The sequence below is a fragment of the Streptomyces sp. AK08-02 genome (assembly GCF_033795085.1).
GTDB lineage: Bacteria > Actinomycetota > Actinomycetes > Streptomycetales > Streptomycetaceae > Streptomyces > Streptomyces echiniscabiei.
Genome location: NZ_JARAZV010000002.1, coordinates 382,336 through 398,869, shown reverse-complemented (window position 1 = coordinate 398,869; position 16,534 = coordinate 382,336). Strand labels below are relative to the sequence as shown.

19 protein-coding genes and 6 tRNA genes are annotated in these 16,534 nt (G+C 69.7%); 9 read left to right on the top strand and 16 right to left on the bottom strand.

Going from position 1 to position 16,534, the window contains the following annotated elements; genetic code table 11:
* Positions 1 to 62 precede the first annotated feature (62 nt).
* The 6 genes from PV734_RS05630 to PV734_RS05605 form a co-directional block, all read right to left on the bottom strand.
* Positions 63 to 662, bottom strand: a complete 600-nt coding sequence (locus PV734_RS05630; RefSeq protein WP_319288869.1) for a hypothetical protein — start codon at positions 660 to 662, stop codon at positions 63 to 65.
* Between the two features lie 10 nt (positions 663 to 672).
* Positions 673 to 1,548 (bottom strand): carbohydrate ABC transporter permease, encoded by an 876-nt coding sequence (locus tag PV734_RS05625; protein WP_319094019.1) that lies wholly within the window; start codon positions 1,546 to 1,548, stop codon positions 673 to 675.
* Positions 1,545 to 2,501, bottom strand: a complete 957-nt coding sequence (locus PV734_RS05620) for a sugar ABC transporter permease (RefSeq protein ID WP_319094020.1) — start codon at positions 2,499 to 2,501, stop codon at positions 1,545 to 1,547. Before PV734_RS05620 ends, PV734_RS05625 begins: the two co-directional genes overlap by 4 nt.
* A 14-nt stretch (positions 2,502 to 2,515) precedes the next feature.
* On the bottom strand, positions 2,516 to 3,802 hold the full coding sequence (locus PV734_RS05615; RefSeq protein ID WP_319288868.1) for an ABC transporter substrate-binding protein: 1,287 nt from the start codon (positions 3,800 to 3,802) through the stop codon (positions 2,516 to 2,518).
* A gap of 539 nt (positions 3,803 to 4,341) precedes the next feature.
* Positions 4,342 to 4,413: transfer RNA gene (locus tag PV734_RS05610), tRNA-Val, on the bottom strand.
* 54 nt (positions 4,414 to 4,467) lie between these two features.
* Positions 4,468 to 4,920 (bottom strand): TIGR02611 family protein, encoded by a 453-nt coding sequence (locus tag PV734_RS05605; RefSeq protein WP_319094243.1) that lies wholly within the window; start codon positions 4,918 to 4,920, stop codon positions 4,468 to 4,470.
* 191 nt (positions 4,921 to 5,111) lie between these two features.
* Here PV734_RS05605 and PV734_RS05600 point away from each other — a divergent pair, with 191 nt between their 5' ends.
* Both PV734_RS05600 and PV734_RS05595 read left to right on the top strand, forming a co-directional pair.
* Positions 5,112 to 5,525: an SsgA family sporulation/cell division regulator gene (locus tag PV734_RS05600; RefSeq protein WP_004002642.1), complete on the top strand. Its 414-nt coding sequence runs from the start codon at positions 5,112 to 5,114 to the stop codon at positions 5,523 to 5,525.
* A gap of 257 nt (positions 5,526 to 5,782) precedes the next feature.
* The gene (locus PV734_RS05595; protein WP_319094022.1) at positions 5,783 to 6,340 is read left to right on the top strand and encodes a CGNR zinc finger domain-containing protein; all 558 of its coding nucleotides are present in this window, start codon (positions 5,783 to 5,785) and stop codon (positions 6,338 to 6,340) included.
* Positions 6,341 to 6,410: 70 nt separating this feature from the next.
* Here PV734_RS05595 and PV734_RS05590 read toward each other — a convergent pair whose 3' ends face one another.
* Positions 6,411 to 6,563 (bottom strand): hypothetical protein, encoded by a 153-nt coding sequence (locus PV734_RS05590; RefSeq protein WP_006375961.1) that lies wholly within the window; start codon positions 6,561 to 6,563, stop codon positions 6,411 to 6,413.
* Between the two features lie 188 nt (positions 6,564 to 6,751).
* On the bottom strand, positions 6,752 to 7,201 hold the full coding sequence (locus PV734_RS05585; RefSeq protein WP_319094244.1) for a hypothetical protein: 450 nt from the start codon (positions 7,199 to 7,201) through the stop codon (positions 6,752 to 6,754).
* Positions 7,202 to 7,376: 175 nt separating this feature from the next.
* On the opposite strand from PV734_RS05585, the gene PV734_RS05580 reads away from it, so the two are divergent.
* Positions 7,377 to 7,919, top strand: coding sequence for a DsbA family protein (locus PV734_RS05580; RefSeq protein ID WP_319288867.1), 543 nt, complete (start codon positions 7,377 to 7,379; stop codon positions 7,917 to 7,919).
* A 45-nt stretch (positions 7,920 to 7,964) separates the two neighbouring features.
* Here the strand turns inward: PV734_RS05580 and PV734_RS05575 are convergent, their stop codons facing one another.
* The 3 genes from PV734_RS05575 to PV734_RS05565 all read right to left on the bottom strand — a co-directional run bounded on the left by PV734_RS05575 (position 7,965) and on the right by PV734_RS05565 (position 10,828).
* Entirely contained in the window at positions 7,965 to 8,789 is an 825-nt protein-coding gene (locus PV734_RS05575) for a GNAT family N-acetyltransferase (protein WP_319094024.1), read from the bottom strand.
* Positions 8,790 to 8,864: 75 nt separating this feature from the next.
* Positions 8,865 to 9,686: an aminodeoxychorismate lyase gene (locus PV734_RS05570; RefSeq protein ID WP_319094025.1), complete on the bottom strand. Its 822-nt coding sequence runs from the start codon at positions 9,684 to 9,686 to the stop codon at positions 8,865 to 8,867.
* Complete coding sequence (locus PV734_RS05565; RefSeq protein WP_319288866.1) at positions 9,683 to 10,828, bottom strand: chorismate-binding protein; 1,146 nt, start codon at positions 10,826 to 10,828, stop codon at positions 9,683 to 9,685. Before PV734_RS05565 ends, PV734_RS05570 begins: the two co-directional genes overlap by 4 nt.
* A gap of 155 nt (positions 10,829 to 10,983) precedes the next feature.
* On the opposite strand from PV734_RS05565, the gene PV734_RS05560 reads away from it, so the two are divergent.
* The 5 genes from PV734_RS05560 to PV734_RS05540 all read left to right on the top strand — a co-directional run bounded on the left by PV734_RS05560 (position 10,984) and on the right by PV734_RS05540 (position 11,462).
* Positions 10,984 to 11,056: transfer RNA gene (locus PV734_RS05560), tRNA-Gly, on the top strand.
* Positions 11,057 to 11,095: 39 nt separating this feature from the next.
* Positions 11,096 to 11,169, top strand: a tRNA-Cys gene (locus PV734_RS05555).
* Position 11,170: 1 nt separating this feature from the next.
* Positions 11,171 to 11,242 (top strand) — tRNA-Val (locus tag PV734_RS05550).
* A 35-nt stretch (positions 11,243 to 11,277) separates the two neighbouring features.
* Positions 11,278 to 11,349: transfer RNA gene (locus PV734_RS05545), tRNA-Val, on the top strand.
* A 41-nt stretch (positions 11,350 to 11,390) separates the two neighbouring features.
* Positions 11,391 to 11,462: transfer RNA gene (locus tag PV734_RS05540), tRNA-Val, on the top strand.
* A gap of 82 nt (positions 11,463 to 11,544) precedes the next feature.
* Here PV734_RS05540 and PV734_RS05535 read toward each other — a convergent pair.
* The 4 genes from PV734_RS05535 to PV734_RS05520 all read right to left on the bottom strand — a co-directional run bounded on the left by PV734_RS05535 (position 11,545) and on the right by PV734_RS05520 (position 13,939).
* Positions 11,545 to 11,850 carry a zf-TFIIB domain-containing protein gene (locus PV734_RS05535; protein WP_319094027.1) on the bottom strand — a complete coding sequence of 102 codons (306 nt, stop codon included), beginning with the start codon at positions 11,848 to 11,850 and terminating at the stop codon, positions 11,545 to 11,547.
* A 92-nt stretch (positions 11,851 to 11,942) separates the two neighbouring features.
* Complete coding sequence (locus PV734_RS05530; protein ID WP_319094028.1) at positions 11,943 to 12,914, bottom strand: aminoglycoside phosphotransferase family protein; 972 nt, start codon at positions 12,912 to 12,914, stop codon at positions 11,943 to 11,945.
* 341 nt (positions 12,915 to 13,255) lie between these two features.
* A complete protein-coding gene (locus PV734_RS05525; protein WP_053740242.1) occupies positions 13,256 to 13,465 on the bottom strand; it encodes a hypothetical protein in 210 nt (69 codons plus the stop codon).
* A gap of 240 nt (positions 13,466 to 13,705) precedes the next feature.
* Complete coding sequence (locus PV734_RS05520; protein ID WP_044472070.1) at positions 13,706 to 13,939, bottom strand: hypothetical protein; 234 nt, start codon at positions 13,937 to 13,939, stop codon at positions 13,706 to 13,708.
* Positions 13,940 to 14,135: 196 nt separating this feature from the next.
* Here PV734_RS05520 and PV734_RS05515 point away from each other — a divergent pair, with 196 nt between their 5' ends.
* Positions 14,136 to 15,596 (top strand): serine/threonine-protein kinase, encoded by a 1,461-nt coding sequence (locus PV734_RS05515; RefSeq protein ID WP_319094029.1) that lies wholly within the window; start codon positions 14,136 to 14,138, stop codon positions 15,594 to 15,596.
* 54 nt (positions 15,597 to 15,650) lie between these two features.
* Here PV734_RS05515 and PV734_RS05510 read toward each other — a convergent pair whose 3' ends face one another.
* Positions 15,651 to 16,478: an RNA methyltransferase gene (locus tag PV734_RS05510; RefSeq protein WP_319094030.1), complete on the bottom strand. Its 828-nt coding sequence runs from the start codon at positions 16,476 to 16,478 to the stop codon at positions 15,651 to 15,653.
* Positions 16,479 to 16,534 lie beyond the last annotated feature (56 nt).

Genomic DNA, 16,534 nt, shown 5'->3' with positions numbered 1-16,534 from the left:
AGGGGCATGGCGGAGAGAGGTACGACACCCGGGGCGTCGACCTGGTGCGATCGCGCCGCCCGTCAGCGGCGGCTGTACCGCTCCTCGACGGCGACGGACGCCGCCGCGACGGCACCGAGGACGGGAACCGCCAGCGGCGGAAGGAACCCCGCGGACAGAGTCACGACGGCCAGCCCGCAGACGACCAGGAAGGAACCGGCGGGATCCCGCACGGTCCGGCGCCCGGCGTCCGCGAGCAGCGCCCGCCAGGGGGCACCCGGCGTCCAGACGGCAGCCGCGCGCAGCAGGGCCACGGCGAGTGCGATCAGCGCGAAGATGCCGACGGCCCCGACGAACCGCCCCCCGGGAATACCGGCCCGCGCGGCCAGGACGTCCACCCAGACCGCGGTGGCCACCGCCCAGCCGACGAGCCCGACGAGCCATCCGCCGCGCACGGCGGCCCGGAAGTCGGCGACGAACTCCCGCCAGCCGCCGCCCACATGGGTCGTGCGGCGCCGCAGATGCCGGGCGCCGGCGGCGAAGGCGGCCGGGTAGGTGAGGACTCCGAGGCAGGCCACGGCGATCCACACGCCGGTGAGCAGACACTCGGCGAAGACCGCGAAGCGCTCGCCGAACACGGACTCCTTGCGCGGGGAGCGTTCCTTCACGCGTGCTTGGGCCATGGTGGCCGCCTCAGCCCTTCAGTCCGGAGGTCGCCATACCGTCGATGAGGTAACGCTGGAAGGCCATGAAGAAGGCGACGACGGGCACCAGCGCCACCAGCGACATGGCGATCATGCTGCCGTAGTTGGAGATGCCCTCCTGGTCGCGGAACATCATCAGGCCGAGCGAAACCGTGTACTTGGAGGGGGTGTTGAGGTAGATCAACGGCCCCATGAAGTCGTTCCACGCGTTGATGAAGGTGAAGATGGCGCTGGTGATGATCGCGGGCCGGCTCAACGGCAGGACGATGGACCAGTAGGTCCTCAGGTGTCCGCACCCGTCGAGCTTGGCGGCCTCGTCCAGCTCGCGCGGCAGTCCGCGCATGAACTGCACCATCAGGAAGACGAAGAACGCCTCCGTGGCGAGGAACTTGCCCGCGACGAGCGGTACGAGCGTGTCGATGTAGCCGAGGTTGCGGAACAGCACGTACTGCGGGATGAGCAGTACGTGATACGGCAGCAGCAGCGTGCCGATCATCAGCGTGAACAGCAGGTTCCGCCCCGCGAAGCGGATCTTGGCGAAGGCGTACGCGGTCAGCGAGCTGGAGATCACCACCCCGACCACGGCCAGGCCCGCGTACATCAGCGAGTTGGTGAAGAAGCTGGTGATGGAGATGCCGGAGATGCCGTCGGCGAGCCCGGAGAAGTTCGCCCAGACCGGCTTGGTGGGCAGCAGGTCGAGGCTGGCGATGATGTCCTTGCTCGGCTTGAACGAGGCGCCGAGCACCCAGATCACCGGGTAGAGGACGACCGCGAGCACAAGGAGCGCGCCCACGTGCCAGGCGAGGGACCCGATGCGCCGCCGCTCGTTCGCGGTGCTCACAACAGGGCTGGTGGCGCTGGTCACTTGGCGGCCTCCTCGTAGTGCACCCACTTCTTCTGCGACCAGAACAGGACCGCCGTGACGAGTGCCACCGCGATCACCAGCGTCCAGGCCATCGCGGAGGCGAAGCCCATCTGGGCCTCCTTGAAACCCTTCTGGTAGAGGTAACAGGTGTAGACGAGAGTGGCGTCGGCGGGCCCGCACCTGGTGTCGGACACGACATAGGCGGAGCCGAACACCTGGAACGCGTGGATCGACTCCAGCAGCACGTTGAAGAACAGCACCGGGGAGATCATCGGCAGCGTGATGTTCCAGAACCGCCGGAAGGGGCCGGCTCCGTCCATCTCGGCGGCCTCGTACAGTTCCTGCGGCACCTGCTTGAGCCCGGCCAGGAAGATGACCATCGGTGCGCCGAACTGCCAGATGCTCAGCGCCACCAGGGCGTACAGGACGTAGTCCGGGTTACCGATCCAGCCGCCGACATCGAGCCCGAAGACCTTCTGCGTACGGTCCACGACGGCGTCGTCGGAGAACAGCGCCCGCCATACGAACCCCACGGAGACGCTGGCGCCGATGAGCGACGGCATGTAGAAGGCGGCCCGGTACAGGGACTGTCCGCGCCTCTTCTGCGCGAGCAGAAGCGCCACTCCGAGCGCGAGAAGCAGCTTCAGCGGGGTGGCCACGACGACGTACTTGAGCGTGACCTCGACCGACTTCTGCCAGCGCGGGTCCTGGAACATCGTCGTGAAGTTGTCCAGCCCCACCCACTTGGGCGGCGTGAACAGGTTGTAGCTGGTGAACGCGTAGTAGAGCGACGCGATCATCGGCCCCGCTGTGAGCAGCAGGAACCCCGCGATCCACGGCGACATGAAGAGATAACCGGCGAGGTTCTCGCGGCGCCGCCCGCGCCGCCCGGCGACAGGAGCGGCGGACCGCTTCTGCGCCGGGCGCGCGGGCGCTTCTTTGACGAGCGTCATGGTGGTACGTCCCCTCAGCCCGCGAACGCGGCCTTGGCCTCGCTGAACAGTGCCTTGGCAGCATCGGCCGGCTTGGTCTTGCCCTGGGCGACCTCGCCGCCGATACGCAGGAAGGCCGCCTCGACGACGTCCGCGCCGGACGGGTGCGGGGTGATCTTCCCGAGCACGCCGGCCTTGGCGACCTCGTCCTCGTAGGCCGCGACACCCTTGTTGTTGGGGTCGGTCGGCTTGAACGCGTCGAACTGCTCGGTGGTGGAGAGGATGCCGCGGTCGTAGCCCATGATCTTGCCGACCTCGGGGTCGTGGACCATGAAGCTGATGAACTGGGCGACCTCCTTGGGATGCTTGGTCCCGGAGAAACCGCTGAGCATCAGCGAGCCGAGGTACTGGCCGGTGTCCTTGCCGTCCGTGGTGGGGATCGGCGCGAGGCCGTAGTCGGACTCCCCCTCGCCCTCGTAACGGATGGAGAAGTTGTCCCAGGTGAACTCGGACGCGGCGAGCCCCGCCGACAGGCCGGACTTCGGCTTGGCCTGCTCGATCTTCTTGGGGTCGGCGACCAGACCGGACTTCACCCGCTTGTAGCCGTCCGCCCACCACTGCGTCACATCGTCCTCGGTGAAGCCGAGACCGGTGTCGGTGAAGAAGGCCTTGCCGTTCTGGCGCAGGTACAGGTCGTAGAGGTACATGATGGCGAAGTACCCGGTGTCACCGGCGATCTTCAGCTTGTCCTGGATCTTCTGCAGCGCGGCGAAGTACTCGTCCCAGGTCCAGCCGAACTTCGCCTCGACACCCGCCTTCTCGAAGGCCTTGAGGTCGATGACGAGCGCCATGGTGTTGGCCCCGACGGGAATGCCGATCTGCTTGCCGTCGACCTGACCGTTCGCCAGAACGCCGTTGCGGAAGTTCTCCAGGCTCAGATTCCCGGCGTCGGCCTGCGCCTTGAGATCCAGCAACACGCCGCGCTTGTCGTACTTGCGCAGGAAGCCGACAGCATTCTGGAAAACGTCCGGGGGATTTCCACCGGAGGCCTGGGTCTGGAACTTCTCCCAGTACGCCTCATAGTCGGTGAATTCAGGCTTGATCTTTATCTTCGGGTACTTCTTCTCGAAGAGCGCGATCGACTTCTTGATGGCGATGGTGCGCGGTTCGCCGCCCCACCACGCATAACGGAGTGTCACATTCCCGTCCCCGGCGCCACTGTCACCGCCGCACCCGGTCGTTGCCGCCAGCCCCAGCGCGGCCGCCGAGGCTCCGGCCACCTTCAGGATGGTTCGCCTCTCAACATTCCCAATTCCAGGCACAGTCAGGCCCTCCCCGCGACGTCGTTGGCGCCTGCGTGAATCGTTTCAAGTAAGCGCTTGCTGGCACAAGCTACGGAGGGGCTCGGAGTGCGTCAATGATTCGGACAGGATTTTTCTGTGAGCAGGCTGGGCGAGGGCGGAGCGCAAGTCGACCCGACCCCCTGGAACGGAGGTCGACGTCGCTGGTGAGGCACCCGGGGTCGACCGGTCGAACATCGAAGGATCGCCGGTGTTTATTTGGGGCGGGGCCGAAATGCGCCTACTGGACGGGGAGTTGGCACTCGACGAAGTGAGCGCTCACGTCGCCGCGACATGGCACCGACGGGAATGGGAGGCCGCGCTGCCGGAGGACTTGCGGCGGCCTTGTCGGGCTGTCCGGCGATCCCGGGAAGGGTGCGGGAGGGCTCCACGGAGTGAGCGGGGCGGAGCCACCGAGGTCGCACGGCCGGAGGGTGCGGACGGGATTTCACGGACGCGGTCCAACGACAAGTGCGGCCCGTGTCCACCATTTCCGTGGACACGGGCCGCACTCGATCCGGTGGGCGATACTGGGTTCGAACCAGTGACCTCTTCGGTGTGAACGAAGCGCTCTCCCACTGAGCTAATCGCCCGGACGCAGGGAGAACATTACCCCATGTCAGGGGGTGCCCCCGCCATGCGCCGGATCACTGATCCTTGATCTTCCAGGGCATTTCCAGCCCGAACTTCCAAACGTAGATCCCGACGAGAACCGCCACGATCACCAGCCCGATCGTGGTCAGGATGATGTTGCGGCGGCGCACCCTGGGATCGAGCGCACGCTGTGTCGCCTCGGTGACCTTGCGCTTCGTCCAGCGCAGCACCAGCTGGGCCCAGACGAACTCGGTCGCCCAGATCGCCATACCGCCGAAGATCACCAGCCAGCCCGGCCCGGGCAACGGCAGCATGACGATGCCGGCACCGACCACCGCGAGGCCCACGACGAACACGCCGACCTGCCAGCTCACGTGCAGCATCCGGCGTGCCTTGATGAATTCCGGCGCTCTCGATCCGAGCTCACGCTCGCTCGCGGCCTCGCCGGTCCCGGCCTCGGCCGGTGCCTCGGCGGCCTGGCCGGGCTTGTCACTCCCCGTATTCATGCGGCCAAACCCTACCCGACGGAAACCGGTCACCGGAATGGTCGTAGCCGACGAACCGGTTCTCGGCCGGAAGAGTTACGTAAACACACGCAAAACACTCAGAGGGGTTTACAACGGCACCGTAGGTGGCATGTCGATTTCGCCGACGTGCGAATCCCCGAGCGCACACTGAGCGAAAGGCCTTGGCGCTTATGAACACCACGGTCAGCTGCGAGCTGCACCTGCGCCTCGTTGTGTCGAGCGAGTCCTCACTGCCCGTTCCCGCAGGACTGCGGTATGACACGGCCGATCCCTACGCCGTGCACGCCACCTTCCACACCGGAGCCGAGGAAACCGTCGAGTGGGTGTTCGCCCGCGACCTGCTCGCGGAGGGCCTCCACCGACCCACCGGTACCGGTGACGTCCGAGTCTGGCCGTCCAGGAGTCACGGCCAGGGCGTTGTCTGCATCGCTCTGAGCTCGCCCGAGGGCGAGGCCCTGCTGGAAGCACCCGCACGAGCCCTGGAGTCCTTCCTGAAGCGAACGGACGCCGCTGTGCCACCCGGCACGGAACACCGCCACTTCGACCTCGATCAGGAGCTGTCCCACATCCTGGCGGAAAGCTAGGACGGGCACTCCGCTGAGCCGCCCGGCGCCGTCCACTCGGGGAGACGGCTCGGGTCACCACAACCGCATATGGCACACCGCCGCCGCCCCGCGGGTTTCTCGCGGGGCGGCGGCGGTGCGTCCGCACGCCCTCCGGGGACAGGGCTCCCGGCCCTGCCGGGACCGACACCCACCTCCGCCGCCGCGAGCCACTACCATCGGCCAGCATCGGCGGGCGGGTGCCCGCCCGACCGCCCAGGCAGGCCAGGGAGAGCAACGTGCTGATCACCCACGACACCCGGTGCGCCCTCGACACCGTGGTCGATCTGGTGAACACCGCGCCGGACGACGACACCACGGACGCGTTGCCCGATGTCGACGCGCTCGAAAATTTCGTACGAAAGCACAACATCAGCGATATCGGCATGCTGTCGGAGATCGACCTCGCCGCCGTTCGCAGGATCCGCGGCCGGTTCGCCGGGGTTTTCGCCGCCCAGGAGGCCCGGACGGCCGCCTCGCTCATCAATGAGCTGGTCGCCGCGGCGGGGACGACACCCCGGCTCACCGACCACGACGGCTACGACTGGCACGTGCACTACTTCGCCCCCGGCGCGTCCATCGCCGACCACCTCGCCGCCGACTGCGGGATGGCCCTCGCGTTCTTCGTGGTCGCAGGCGAGCAGGAGCGGCTGCGGCGCTGCGAGGCCCCTGACTGCCGGCATGCCTTCGTCGATGTCTCCCGCAATCGGTCCCGCCGCTACTGCGACAGCCGCACCTGCGGAAACCGGCTTCACGTGGCGGCCTACCGGGCGCGCCGCAAGGAATCGGCGAGCTGACGGCAGGGAAGCCCGAGCCCGGTGCTGACGCAGCCCCCGGCGGATGACGCCGGGGACTGGCGTGTACAGCTCATAGCAACAGCAGATCGTGCAACGAAGCCATGAGCAGCAGACACCCGATCACCGCAAGGAAGATCATCAGCGGTGGCTGGGAAAGGGCGAAGAGGCACCCGCGCGGCTCGTCCTTCGGCGGCACGGCCTCGCTCTGTGTTGTGTCCAGCATCTCGCCGCGATGATGACGCAGCCGGGACCCTCCACGCGATCAACGCGCCCGAAATGCACGGTAGTTCGCTGAATTCCTTAATGTTCGCGGCGAGTCATGATCGCTTCCGAGCGACCTCCGTCACCTCCCGGCCGTTTGTGTCGTTTCAGTACGTCAGCCGTCGTACCCCGTCATACGCCGCGCTTTCTTCATATGCCGTGCTTCTTCAGGATCGCCTCGATGTCGCTGAAGTCGTCACCTGCGCCGCGCGGCTTGGCCGCGGGCTGGGGCGCCGGGCGGGAGGCACTGCCCCGTCCCTGGGCCAGCGAGGGCGCGGAGGCCGCCGGAGCGACCGCCTCGCGCTGCGCGGACCGCGTCTCCGCCCGTTCCCTTCGGGTACCGCCCCTTCGCCGCTCCACCGCGCGTGTGGTCGTGAAGAGCAGCCAGGCGCCGCCGAGCACGCAGAATCCCGCCCAGGCGGAGGGGCTGAACGCGGTGTCGGCCGCCCACCCGACCACCCCGGTCATCACCAGGCCGATGGGAACCAGCGAATACGCGGCGATTCGGGCGGCCGCGAGAAAACGCTTGCGGTACGCCGTGACCACCGCGATGCCCAGGCCGGCCACGGAGACGGCGGAACACACGGTCTCGGCAATCATCCGGTCCTCCAGGCGTTCGGTCACGCGGGTGCGGTTCGTCCCTTCCATCCTGCACCGCCCGGCCCCTCGGATGCCATGCTCCGACCCGACATCAGGGACATCTCCGGGTCGGCTCCTCCCCAGGTCCCGGTCCCCTCGTACGACGCCCACGGCCTCGGCTGGGAAACTGGTGCCCATGAGCGACTCCTTCCCCGCGCCCGCCGGTGCCCCTTCCCCGGCCTCCGTCCCCGTCCTGGAGGTCTGGTGCGAACTCCAGTGCACGGACTGCCGTACCGCCCTGGACGACGTACGCGCCCTGCGCGCCCGCTACGGCGACCGGTTGGAGCTGCGGCTGCGGCACTTCCCGCTGGAGCGGCACAAGCACTCCTTCGCCGCCGCGCAGGCCGCCGAGGAAGCGGCCGAGCAGGGACAGGCCTGGCCGTACGTCGAGGCCGTACTCGGCCGGGTGGAGGAGCTCGACCGTGGGGGCGAACCCTTCCTGGTCGAGGTGGCGGGCGAACTCGGCCTGGACGCCGAGGAGTTCGACACCGCGCTGATCGACGGCCGGCACATCCTGATCGTCGACGCCGACCAGGCCGAGGGCAAGGCCATCGGTGTGACGGGCACGCCGACGTATGTCATCGGCGATGAGCGTCTTGACGGCGGCAAGAACCAGGAGGGGCTGCGGGAGCGGATCGAGGAGATCGTGGACCGTCTGCTCGCCGGGCAGGACGCCTGACTCCCGGCGCCCCCGTCCTTCGTATCGGCCCCGGTCGACACCCGCCTACAGCAGGTCCTTGTACAGGTGGTGGGTCACCGTCTCGTACCCCAGCGACTCGTAGAGCCGTTCCGCCGGCCGGTTGCCCGCGAAGACGTTCAGGGAGATGGCCGGTCGGCCGGCCTCGATCGCCTGGGTCTCCGCCAGGAGCATGAGGGTGCGGCCGTGGCCTCTCCCCCGGTGTGCCGCGTCGGCCTCGACCTTGTAGACGAAGGCCAGGCCGTCGCGGCGGCCCAACCACAGGGTGCCGACGCGGGTTCCCTCGTGCTCCAGAACGCTGAAGGTCGTGTCCGCGCTGGCCACGCCCTGCGGCATCAACTGCTCATGGTCGCGCTTCGCCTTGGCGTGCGCCTCCGCCGCCGGCACGCCCCGCTCGATCCAGCTCTCCGCGTAACTCAGCCTGCCCGCCGCCTCCCACACCACGAACTCGGCCTCTGTCATGGGCCGGCCCCGGCTCCCGGCGGGCAGTTCGGGCGGGGTCGCGCCGAGCGCCTTGTCCATACGACGGTTGCGCAGCACATAGCCGAGGGCGGTCGCGAGCCGCAGGGCCGTCGGCGCGTCGTCCGGGAGCGACGCCTCGATGCGACGGCAGCCCCAGTCGCGCGCCACCTCCTCCGCGGCGAGCGCCGCCACCGTGCCCCGACCGCGTCGACGGTCGGGTTCGTCGATGCGGAGATCGAGGATCCTCGCCACCGGGTCGCCGTACGCGGGGTCGGTGGCGAGGTGTACCGCGCCGACGGGTCGGCTGTTCACGCACACCTGGTAGCGGCGTGAACGCGCCCCGTCTGCCTCGTGCTGCAGCGGCTCGGTCGGCCGCAGGGTGGTGGTCATCAGAGGTTGTTCTACCCGCTGCGGACGCCCGCGGCAGCTCCATTTCCGCGGCTTTTCCCGATCAGCGACCCAGGGTCAGGGGTCGAGGTCGTCCCCCGCCCGCTCGTCGAAGACCCGCATCGCCTTGGCCGTCACCGGCCCCGGCGCGTCCGGGAGTTGACGGGCGTCGACGCGCCGCACGGCCTGCACGTCCCGCAGGGTGGACGTCAGGAAGATCTCGTCGGCGCCCTCCAGGACGTCCAGCGGCAGATCGGTCTCCCTGGCGCCCGTCCACTCGACGGCGAGGGCGCGGGTGACGCCGGCGAGGCAGCCCGAGGCGAGCGGCGGGGTGTGGATCTCACCGTCCAGGACGACGAAGACGTTGGACCCCGTCCCCTCGCACAGTTGCCCGACCGTGTTGCCGAACAGGGCCTCGGACGCGCCCTGTTCGCGCGCCCTGGCGAGAGCGACGACGTTCTCGGCGTACGACGTCGTCTTCAGGCCGGTGACGGCGCCGCGTTCGTTGCGCGTCCAGGGGACCGTGATCACGGCGGTCGAGTCGGGACGCCGGGCGGACTCGCCGAGGGCGACGACCAGGGTCGGGCCGTGCTCCCCGCGGTCGGAACCGAGGGGGCCGTGACCGCCGGTGTACGTGATGCGCAGGCGCCCCAGCGGCATCGGGTTGGCGGCGAGCACGGCCGTGCAGGCGCCGCGGACCTCGTCGAGGTCAGGGTCGGGCAGGCCGAGACCGCGGGCCGAGCGGGTCAGCCGGTCCAGGTGACGGGTGAGCGCGAAGGGCCGGCCATGGACCGCCTTCACCGTTTCGAAGATGCCGTCACCCACGGTCAGCCCGTGGTCGAACACGGAGACGCGGGCGGACTCGATGTCCTGCAGCCCGCCGTCGAGCCAGAGCTTCACTGGTCATTACCTCGCTGGAATGTGTCGGACGCGTCGTTCGGTACGGCTTCTCGGCCGGGGTGCGGCGGGCCGTGACCCGGGGGGACACGGCGGGCCGACGGTTCCTCCCCGTCGCCGCTCACCTCGTACTCCCCCGACGCTACCGCGAGCAGGCGGGACGCCTTCAGCTCGGTCTCCCGCCACTCCCCCTCCGGGTCCGAACCCCAGGTGATGCCCGCCCCGGTGCCGAAACGCAGCATGCCGTCGGCCCGGTCGATCCAGAACGTGCGGATACCGACCGCCAGTTCGCCTGTCCCCCGGTCGGCGTCGACCCAGCCGACGCCTCCGCAGTACGGGCCCCGGGGCGCCGTCTCCAGGGCGTCGATGATCCGCAGGGCGCTCGACTTGGGGGCGCCGGTCACCGAGCCGGGTGGGAACGCGGCCGCCAGCAGCTCCGGCCAGCCGGTGTTCGGGCGCAGTTCGCCCCGTACCGTCGACACGAGGTGGACCAGCCCCGGGTGCTTCTCGACGACGCACAGTTCGGGAACGGTCACCGAGCCGGTCGCGCAGACGCGCCCGAGGTCGTTGCGGACCAGGTCCACGATCATCACGTTCTCGGCGTAGTCCTTCTCCAGCAGGTCCGCCTCGGTGCGTCCGGTGCCCTTGATCGGGCCCGATTCGATGGTTCGTCCGGCGCGACGGAGGAAGAGCTCGGGCGACGCGGTGGCGATCTCGACGCCATGGGCCGGCAGGCGGATCGTTCCTGCATACGGTGCCGGGTTGCCGCGCGCGAGCAGCGAGGTCAGCGCGTCCACGTCCGCGTCGGGTGCGACGGGCGCGGACAGCACCCGGCAGAGGTTCGCCTGATAGACCTCGCCGGTCGCGATGTGCTCGCGGATACGGCGCACCCCCGCCGTGTACGCGGCGCGATCGAGGGACGACGTCCAGTCACCGGCGGCCGGTCCCCGCCACTCCCCCGGCCTCGGCGCGCGGACCGGTTCCTCCCGTACGTCCCGGAAGCGAGCGCAGGTCAGACGGCCCTCGTACGTCGCCGACACGGCCCAGAATCCGGTGGATTCGAGTGCCGCGGGATCGCGCGTGACATCGAGGAGACCGGTGGCGACGAGACCGCCGAAGCGGGCGAGGGGAGCGAGATCGGACACACCGCCGAGTCTATGGCGGGTGTCCTGCGGGTGCCCTGACCATGTCTTCGAGCAGGCACAGCGCAGCACGCTGCACAAACGCGTTTTTGTACTGGCCCCGGAATCCGCTAGAGTTCAACTCGTCGCCGGGACGCGAGAGCGCACCGAAACGGCACGCGGACGTAGCTCAGTTGGTAGAGCGCAACCTTGCCAAGGTTGAGGTCGCCAGTTCGAACCTGGTCGTCCGCTCGTAGGAAGAGGGGGATCTTCCCGAACCCCCGCACTCCTGGTGGAGTGGCCGAGAGGCGAGGCAACGGCCTGCAAAGCCGTCTACACGGGTTCAAATCCCGTCTCCACCTCCAAGGACGATTAGCTCAGCGGGAGAGCGCTTCCCTGACACGGAAGAGGTCACTGGTTCAATCCCAGTATCGTCCACTGGTCCGCAAGGACCTTGATCCGCAAGGGTCCCCGCGCGATTAGCTCAGCGGGAGAGCGCTTCCCTGACACGGAAGAGGTCACTGGTTCAATCCCAGTATCGCGCACGCTGTATCCAGCACTCGCGGTCTTCGGACCGTGATCCCGAGGACGATTAGCTCAGCGGGAGAGCGCTTCCCTGACACGGAAGAGGTCACTGGTTCAATCCCAGTATCGTCCACACATCGAAGAAGCCCCCGACCGTCTCGTACGGTCGGGGGCTTCTTCGTGTTCCAGCCAGACGTGCCGGTCAGACGTATCCGTCAGCTGGAGAACAGCATGTGGCCGAAGCTCTTGTGGCGCTTGCCGCCGTAGTGACCGCCATGGCCGCCGTGACCGCCGTGATGACCGCCCTGAGGGGCGCCCCAGGCAGGTGCGGGAGCAGCGGGGTAGCCCTGCGGGGCCGGAGGCGGCGGGGCGGCGGGGCCCGACCACTGGGACTCCACGCGGGTCAGCGCCTCCAGCTCGCCGTAGTCGAGGAAGATCCCCCGGCAGCCGCTGCACTGCTCGATCTGGACTCCGTTGCGGTTGTACGTGTGCATCGGCGCATGGCACTTCGGACACTGCATGCTCGGCTCAACTCCCTGCCGTCGGTACCGCTTCTTGATCCGGTTTCGCTTCTCGCCAGAACAGACTCTGTCCGGCTCCGGTCGGTTGCACCCTACTTCGCGTGGCCCTGGGTCAACTCGGGTGGTACCGAACCCATTCGGGCACATGCGTCGACCACGGCCTGCTGTACGTCGTCCAGCGGGCGGTCCGCGGCCGTCGCCTTGACGATCGCCAGGGCTGCCGTCTGCACGGTGAGAGCGCGGGCGGCGACGTCCAGGGCGGGCCAGGGGTCGCCGTCGGTGGGTACGGCCGGGCCGCCTGCGGCGCGGTAGGCGGCCAGGAACCGCGTCCACTCCTCGGGCGGGAGCAGTCCGCAGGCGTACCAGGCGGCCGGGCGGGCCAGGTCCCAGGCGGGGGCACCGACGCCGAGGTCGTCCACGTCGATGAGCAGCCAGGGGCCGTCCGGGGCGGGGTGGCGTACGAGCTGACCCAGGTGGAGGTCGCCGTGGCAGAGCGTCGTGAGGGCCGGCTCGTCGGGGTGAGGGTCAGGGGTTCCCGGGGCAGGGGTCTGGGCTCTGGCCCAGGCCGGCAGGCCGGCCCAGGCGCGCAGGACGGGCTCGGTGGCCGGCTGGGGGGTGGTGGCCCGGAGGCGGGCGATGGCGCGGGCCGCCTTGGCCGGGCCGCGCATGGGCGGCAGTCCGGGCGGGGCGGGGGTGCGGTGCAGGCGGGCGAGCAGGGTGGCGGCCTCCTCCCAGGGTGCCGCGTCCGGATCCTCGGGGTCGACCGGGGCGCCGTACGGCCAGAACGTCACGAGTCTGCCGTGCAGGTCGACGGGGGTCTGGCTGAGCGGGGGCAGGAGTATGCCCGGGAGGTGGGCGGCGAGGGCGAGACGGGCGGTGAGTTCGGTGGGGGTGGTGTCTGGGGCGTGCGCCTTGGCGACGGTGTCGGCGTGGCGGACGACTGTGCCGTCGGGGCGGTCGGTGAGGGTGTCCGCTCCGCAGGGGCAGGGGTGGGGGTGGGGGCGTGAGTGGGCCTTGGCCTTGGCTCGGGTGGTGAGGTCGGAGAGCAAGGGGGTGGCTGTCACGGGGCTCCCTGATGTGCTGGGCGGGTCTGGTCGGGAGGGTACGGGGTGATTGCCGGGTGCGGTGGGGTGTTTCGCCCCCGCCGCCCCTACCCGTCCCATCCCCAGGGGCTCCGCCCCTTCGACCCCGCTGGGGCTGCGCCCCAGCCCCCTTCGGCCTGGACGGCCTCGTCCTCAAACTCCCCCAGAGGGGACCCCCGGACAGGCTGACGGAGGCAAGGCAATGCCCGCGCAGCTCCCCAGCTGCGCGGGCATTATTTGCCGTCCGCCGCACCCCCGTCCCCACGGGGTTTCATGGGTGGATGTCCCCGCCCGGACCGCTCTTCCGGGCCTGGGGTCGCCGCTCAGCGCCCCAGCATCACACCCACGGACGACGCTTGTGTGACCACTGCTTCCCAGCCGCCGAAGACGACCACGAGCAGGGCTGCCAGGGGGAGGACCATCGCCGTCGCCACCAGTGGGTGACGTTGGCCCTGTCGGCGCGGACGGAACGCGGCGACGTACGCCTTGCGTCCCTGTGTGCGGAGCGCCGTCCGCGATGCCGTGTGGGCCATGGTCCCTCTCCTGACCGTTCTTCTGTTGGTTGGCAAGCGGCGGGTGTCTGACCTCGGGGGACGAGTGCTGCACCCGCCGCTTGACCTCAAATCTAGGCTGCCGACGAGTACCGGTCGTCATGCCCTCGTACCGATTGCCGGGCCTCCCGGAGGATGACCCGTGACCTGCGGAGTACTCCCCTGGGTGGAGACGGGGTCCTAGGTCTCAGGGTCTTCCCGGAAGGGGTGCCCGGTGTGTCCCTACTGTTCCGAGCTGTCCTCCCTCGGCACCGGCTGCTCCACCAGGGCCAGGACACGGTTCGCCATGAAACGGGCGGTACGGACGACCGATCCGTTCCTCGTGACTTCGCTCACTTCCACGACACCTCGACGGACCGCCGTCTCCACCCTGCGGCCCGCCCTGCTCGCCACCACCTCGTAGGTACGTGTGGTGTCCCCGGCATCCACGACTATCTCCACGCGGTCACCCTTCACGGGTTCAATCCCCCTTCTGCGACGGGTGGTTGGGATCACACGCGACGTCAAGCCGCCCTGTTCGCGCGCCCCCTGACCACCTCTCAAGTCTCCCACCCGGCACTGACAATCCATCGGGACGAGAGGGCGCGGCCTCTGCGCGCACCCGGCCGTGGAAACGTAAGCTGTCGCTCGTCAAACGGACCGGGCAGCGGGGATGAACATGGCGATGATGCGCCTGAGGCGCGAGGACCCGCGCGTCGTCGGCTCGTTCAGGCTTCACAGACGGCTCGGCGCGGGCGGGATGGGCGTCGTCTACCTGGGCTCCGACAAGCGGGGACAGCGGGTCGCCCTGAAGGTGATCCGGCCCGACCTGGCGGAGGATCAGGAGTTCCGTTCCCGGTTCGCGCGCGAGGTGTCGGCGGCCCGGCGGATCAGGGGCGGCTGCACCGCCCGCCTCGTCGCCGCCGACCTGGACGCGGACCGGCCGTGGTTCGCCACGCAGTACGTGCCCGGACCCTCCCTGCACGACAAGGTGATGGACGAGGGGTCGCTCACCGCGGCCGACGTCGCCTCCATCGGGGCCGCCCTCGCCGAGGGACTGGTCGCGGTGCACGAGGCCGGAGTCGTACACCGGGACCTGAAACCGTCCAACATCCTGCTGTCCCCGAAGGGGCCGCGGATCATCGACTTCGGCATCGCCTGGGCGACCGGCGCCTCGACACTCACCCATGTCGGTACAGCGGTCGGCTCGCCCGGCTTCCTCGCCCCCGAACAGGTGCGCGGGGCTGCCGTGACGCCGGCCACGGACGTGTTCTCGCTGGGTGCCACGCTCGCGTACGCCTCGATGGCCGACTCGCCCTTCGGGCACGGCAGTTCCGAGGTGATGCTGTACCGCGTGGTCCACGAGGAGGCCCACCTGCAGGGCGTTCCGGACGCGCTGGCACCCCTCGTACGGGCGTGCCTGGCCAAGGATCCGGAGGAGCGGCCCAGCACACTCCAGCTGTCGTTGCGGCTCAAGGAGATCGCGGCGCGCGAGGCGCAGGGCATGGCGGACGTACGGCCGCCCGGGCCTCGTGCCGCCGAGGCGGACCGGCCTACGGGGCGGCTCACCGAGAGCTATCCGGACCAGCGGCCCCCGTATCACTCCCAGACACAGGCCCACTCGCAGTCCCAGTCCCCGTCCCAGTCCCAGCGGCGTCCGCAGGGGCAGGGGCCGGCGTCGGGTACTTCCGGGTCGCGTGGGGCCGTTCCGTCGCGGGGCGGCGGGGGCCCGCGCGGTGGTTCGCCCTCGTCGCGTTCCGGGGCACGGCCCGTTCCCGGTGCGCGGAACACGGCCGGATCCGGGAGCCGTCCCGGACCGCGCAGTGGCACCGGCCGTCCCGCGCCGCGCGGTACGGGGACCGGGCGGCGGCCCGCCAATCCGCGGCTGCTGCGGCAGCGGCTGTTCGTGTTCGTCGTGGTGACGCTGCTGGTGGCCCTGGGGATCGCGGCCGCCCAGGGGTGCCAGGGACCCAGCCGTGGGCTCGGCGACGACAGTGGTCGCAGCGGAGGCGGGCGGGAACAGCAGCGGCAGGAACAGCCGGAAAACGTGCGGCCGGACGACAAGCCCGGTGGTGGCGGCGGGTCTGCGGTGTCCGTGCTGCCTCGGTCCAGCTCCGACGCGAACTCCGACTGACGTCTGTCGGGGATCGCGGACCAGGGCTGCGGGCCCTGTCCGTTCGCGTTCGGGTCAGCTCGGTCCGGGAGTGGGGCGGCCCGTGGCCACCGCGTAGAAGGCGACCGCTGCCGCCGCGCCCACGTTGAGGGAGTCGACGCCGTGGGCCATGGGGATACGGACCCATTCGTCGGCGGCCACCAGGGCCTGGGTGGAGAGACCGTCGCCCTCCGCACCGAGCATCAGGGCGACGCGTCGCATCTTGTGCGGGGCCGTCTCGTCGAGGGTCTTGGCCTTCTCGTCGGGGGTGAGGGCCAGGAGCGTGAAGCCGGCCTCGCGGACCGAGTCGAGGCCCTTCGGCCAGGTGTCCAGACGGGCGTACGGGACGGAGAACACCGCACCCATCGAGACCTTGACGCTGCGTCGGTAGAGGGGGTCCGCGCAGTCCGGGGAGAGCAGGACCGCGTCCATGCCGAGAGCGGCGGCGCTGCGGAAGATCGCGCCGATGTTGGTGTGGTCGTTGACCGACTCCATGACCACCACCCGGCGTGCGGTCTGCAGGAGTTCGTCGGCCGTCGGCAGCGGTTTGCGCTGCATGGAGGCGAGGGCGCCGCGGTGCACGTGGTAACCGGTGACGCGTTCGGCGAGCTCCGGGCTGACCGCGTACACCGGGGCCGGGAGTTCGTCGATGACGTCGCGCATGACGTCGACCCACTTCGCGGACAGGAGCATCGAGCGCATCTCGTAGCCGGCGTCCTTGGCCCGTCTGATGACCTTTTCGCCCTCGGCGATGAAGAGACCCTCCGCGGGCTCGCGTTTGCGGCGCAGTTCGACGTCGGTCAGGCCCGTGTAGTCGCGCAGGCGCGGGTCGGCGGGGTCCTCGACGGTGATGAGATCGGCCACAGGGGTGATACTGCCTTGTCCTGGGTGCGGTGCCAACGGCTGGGAACGGATTGGGT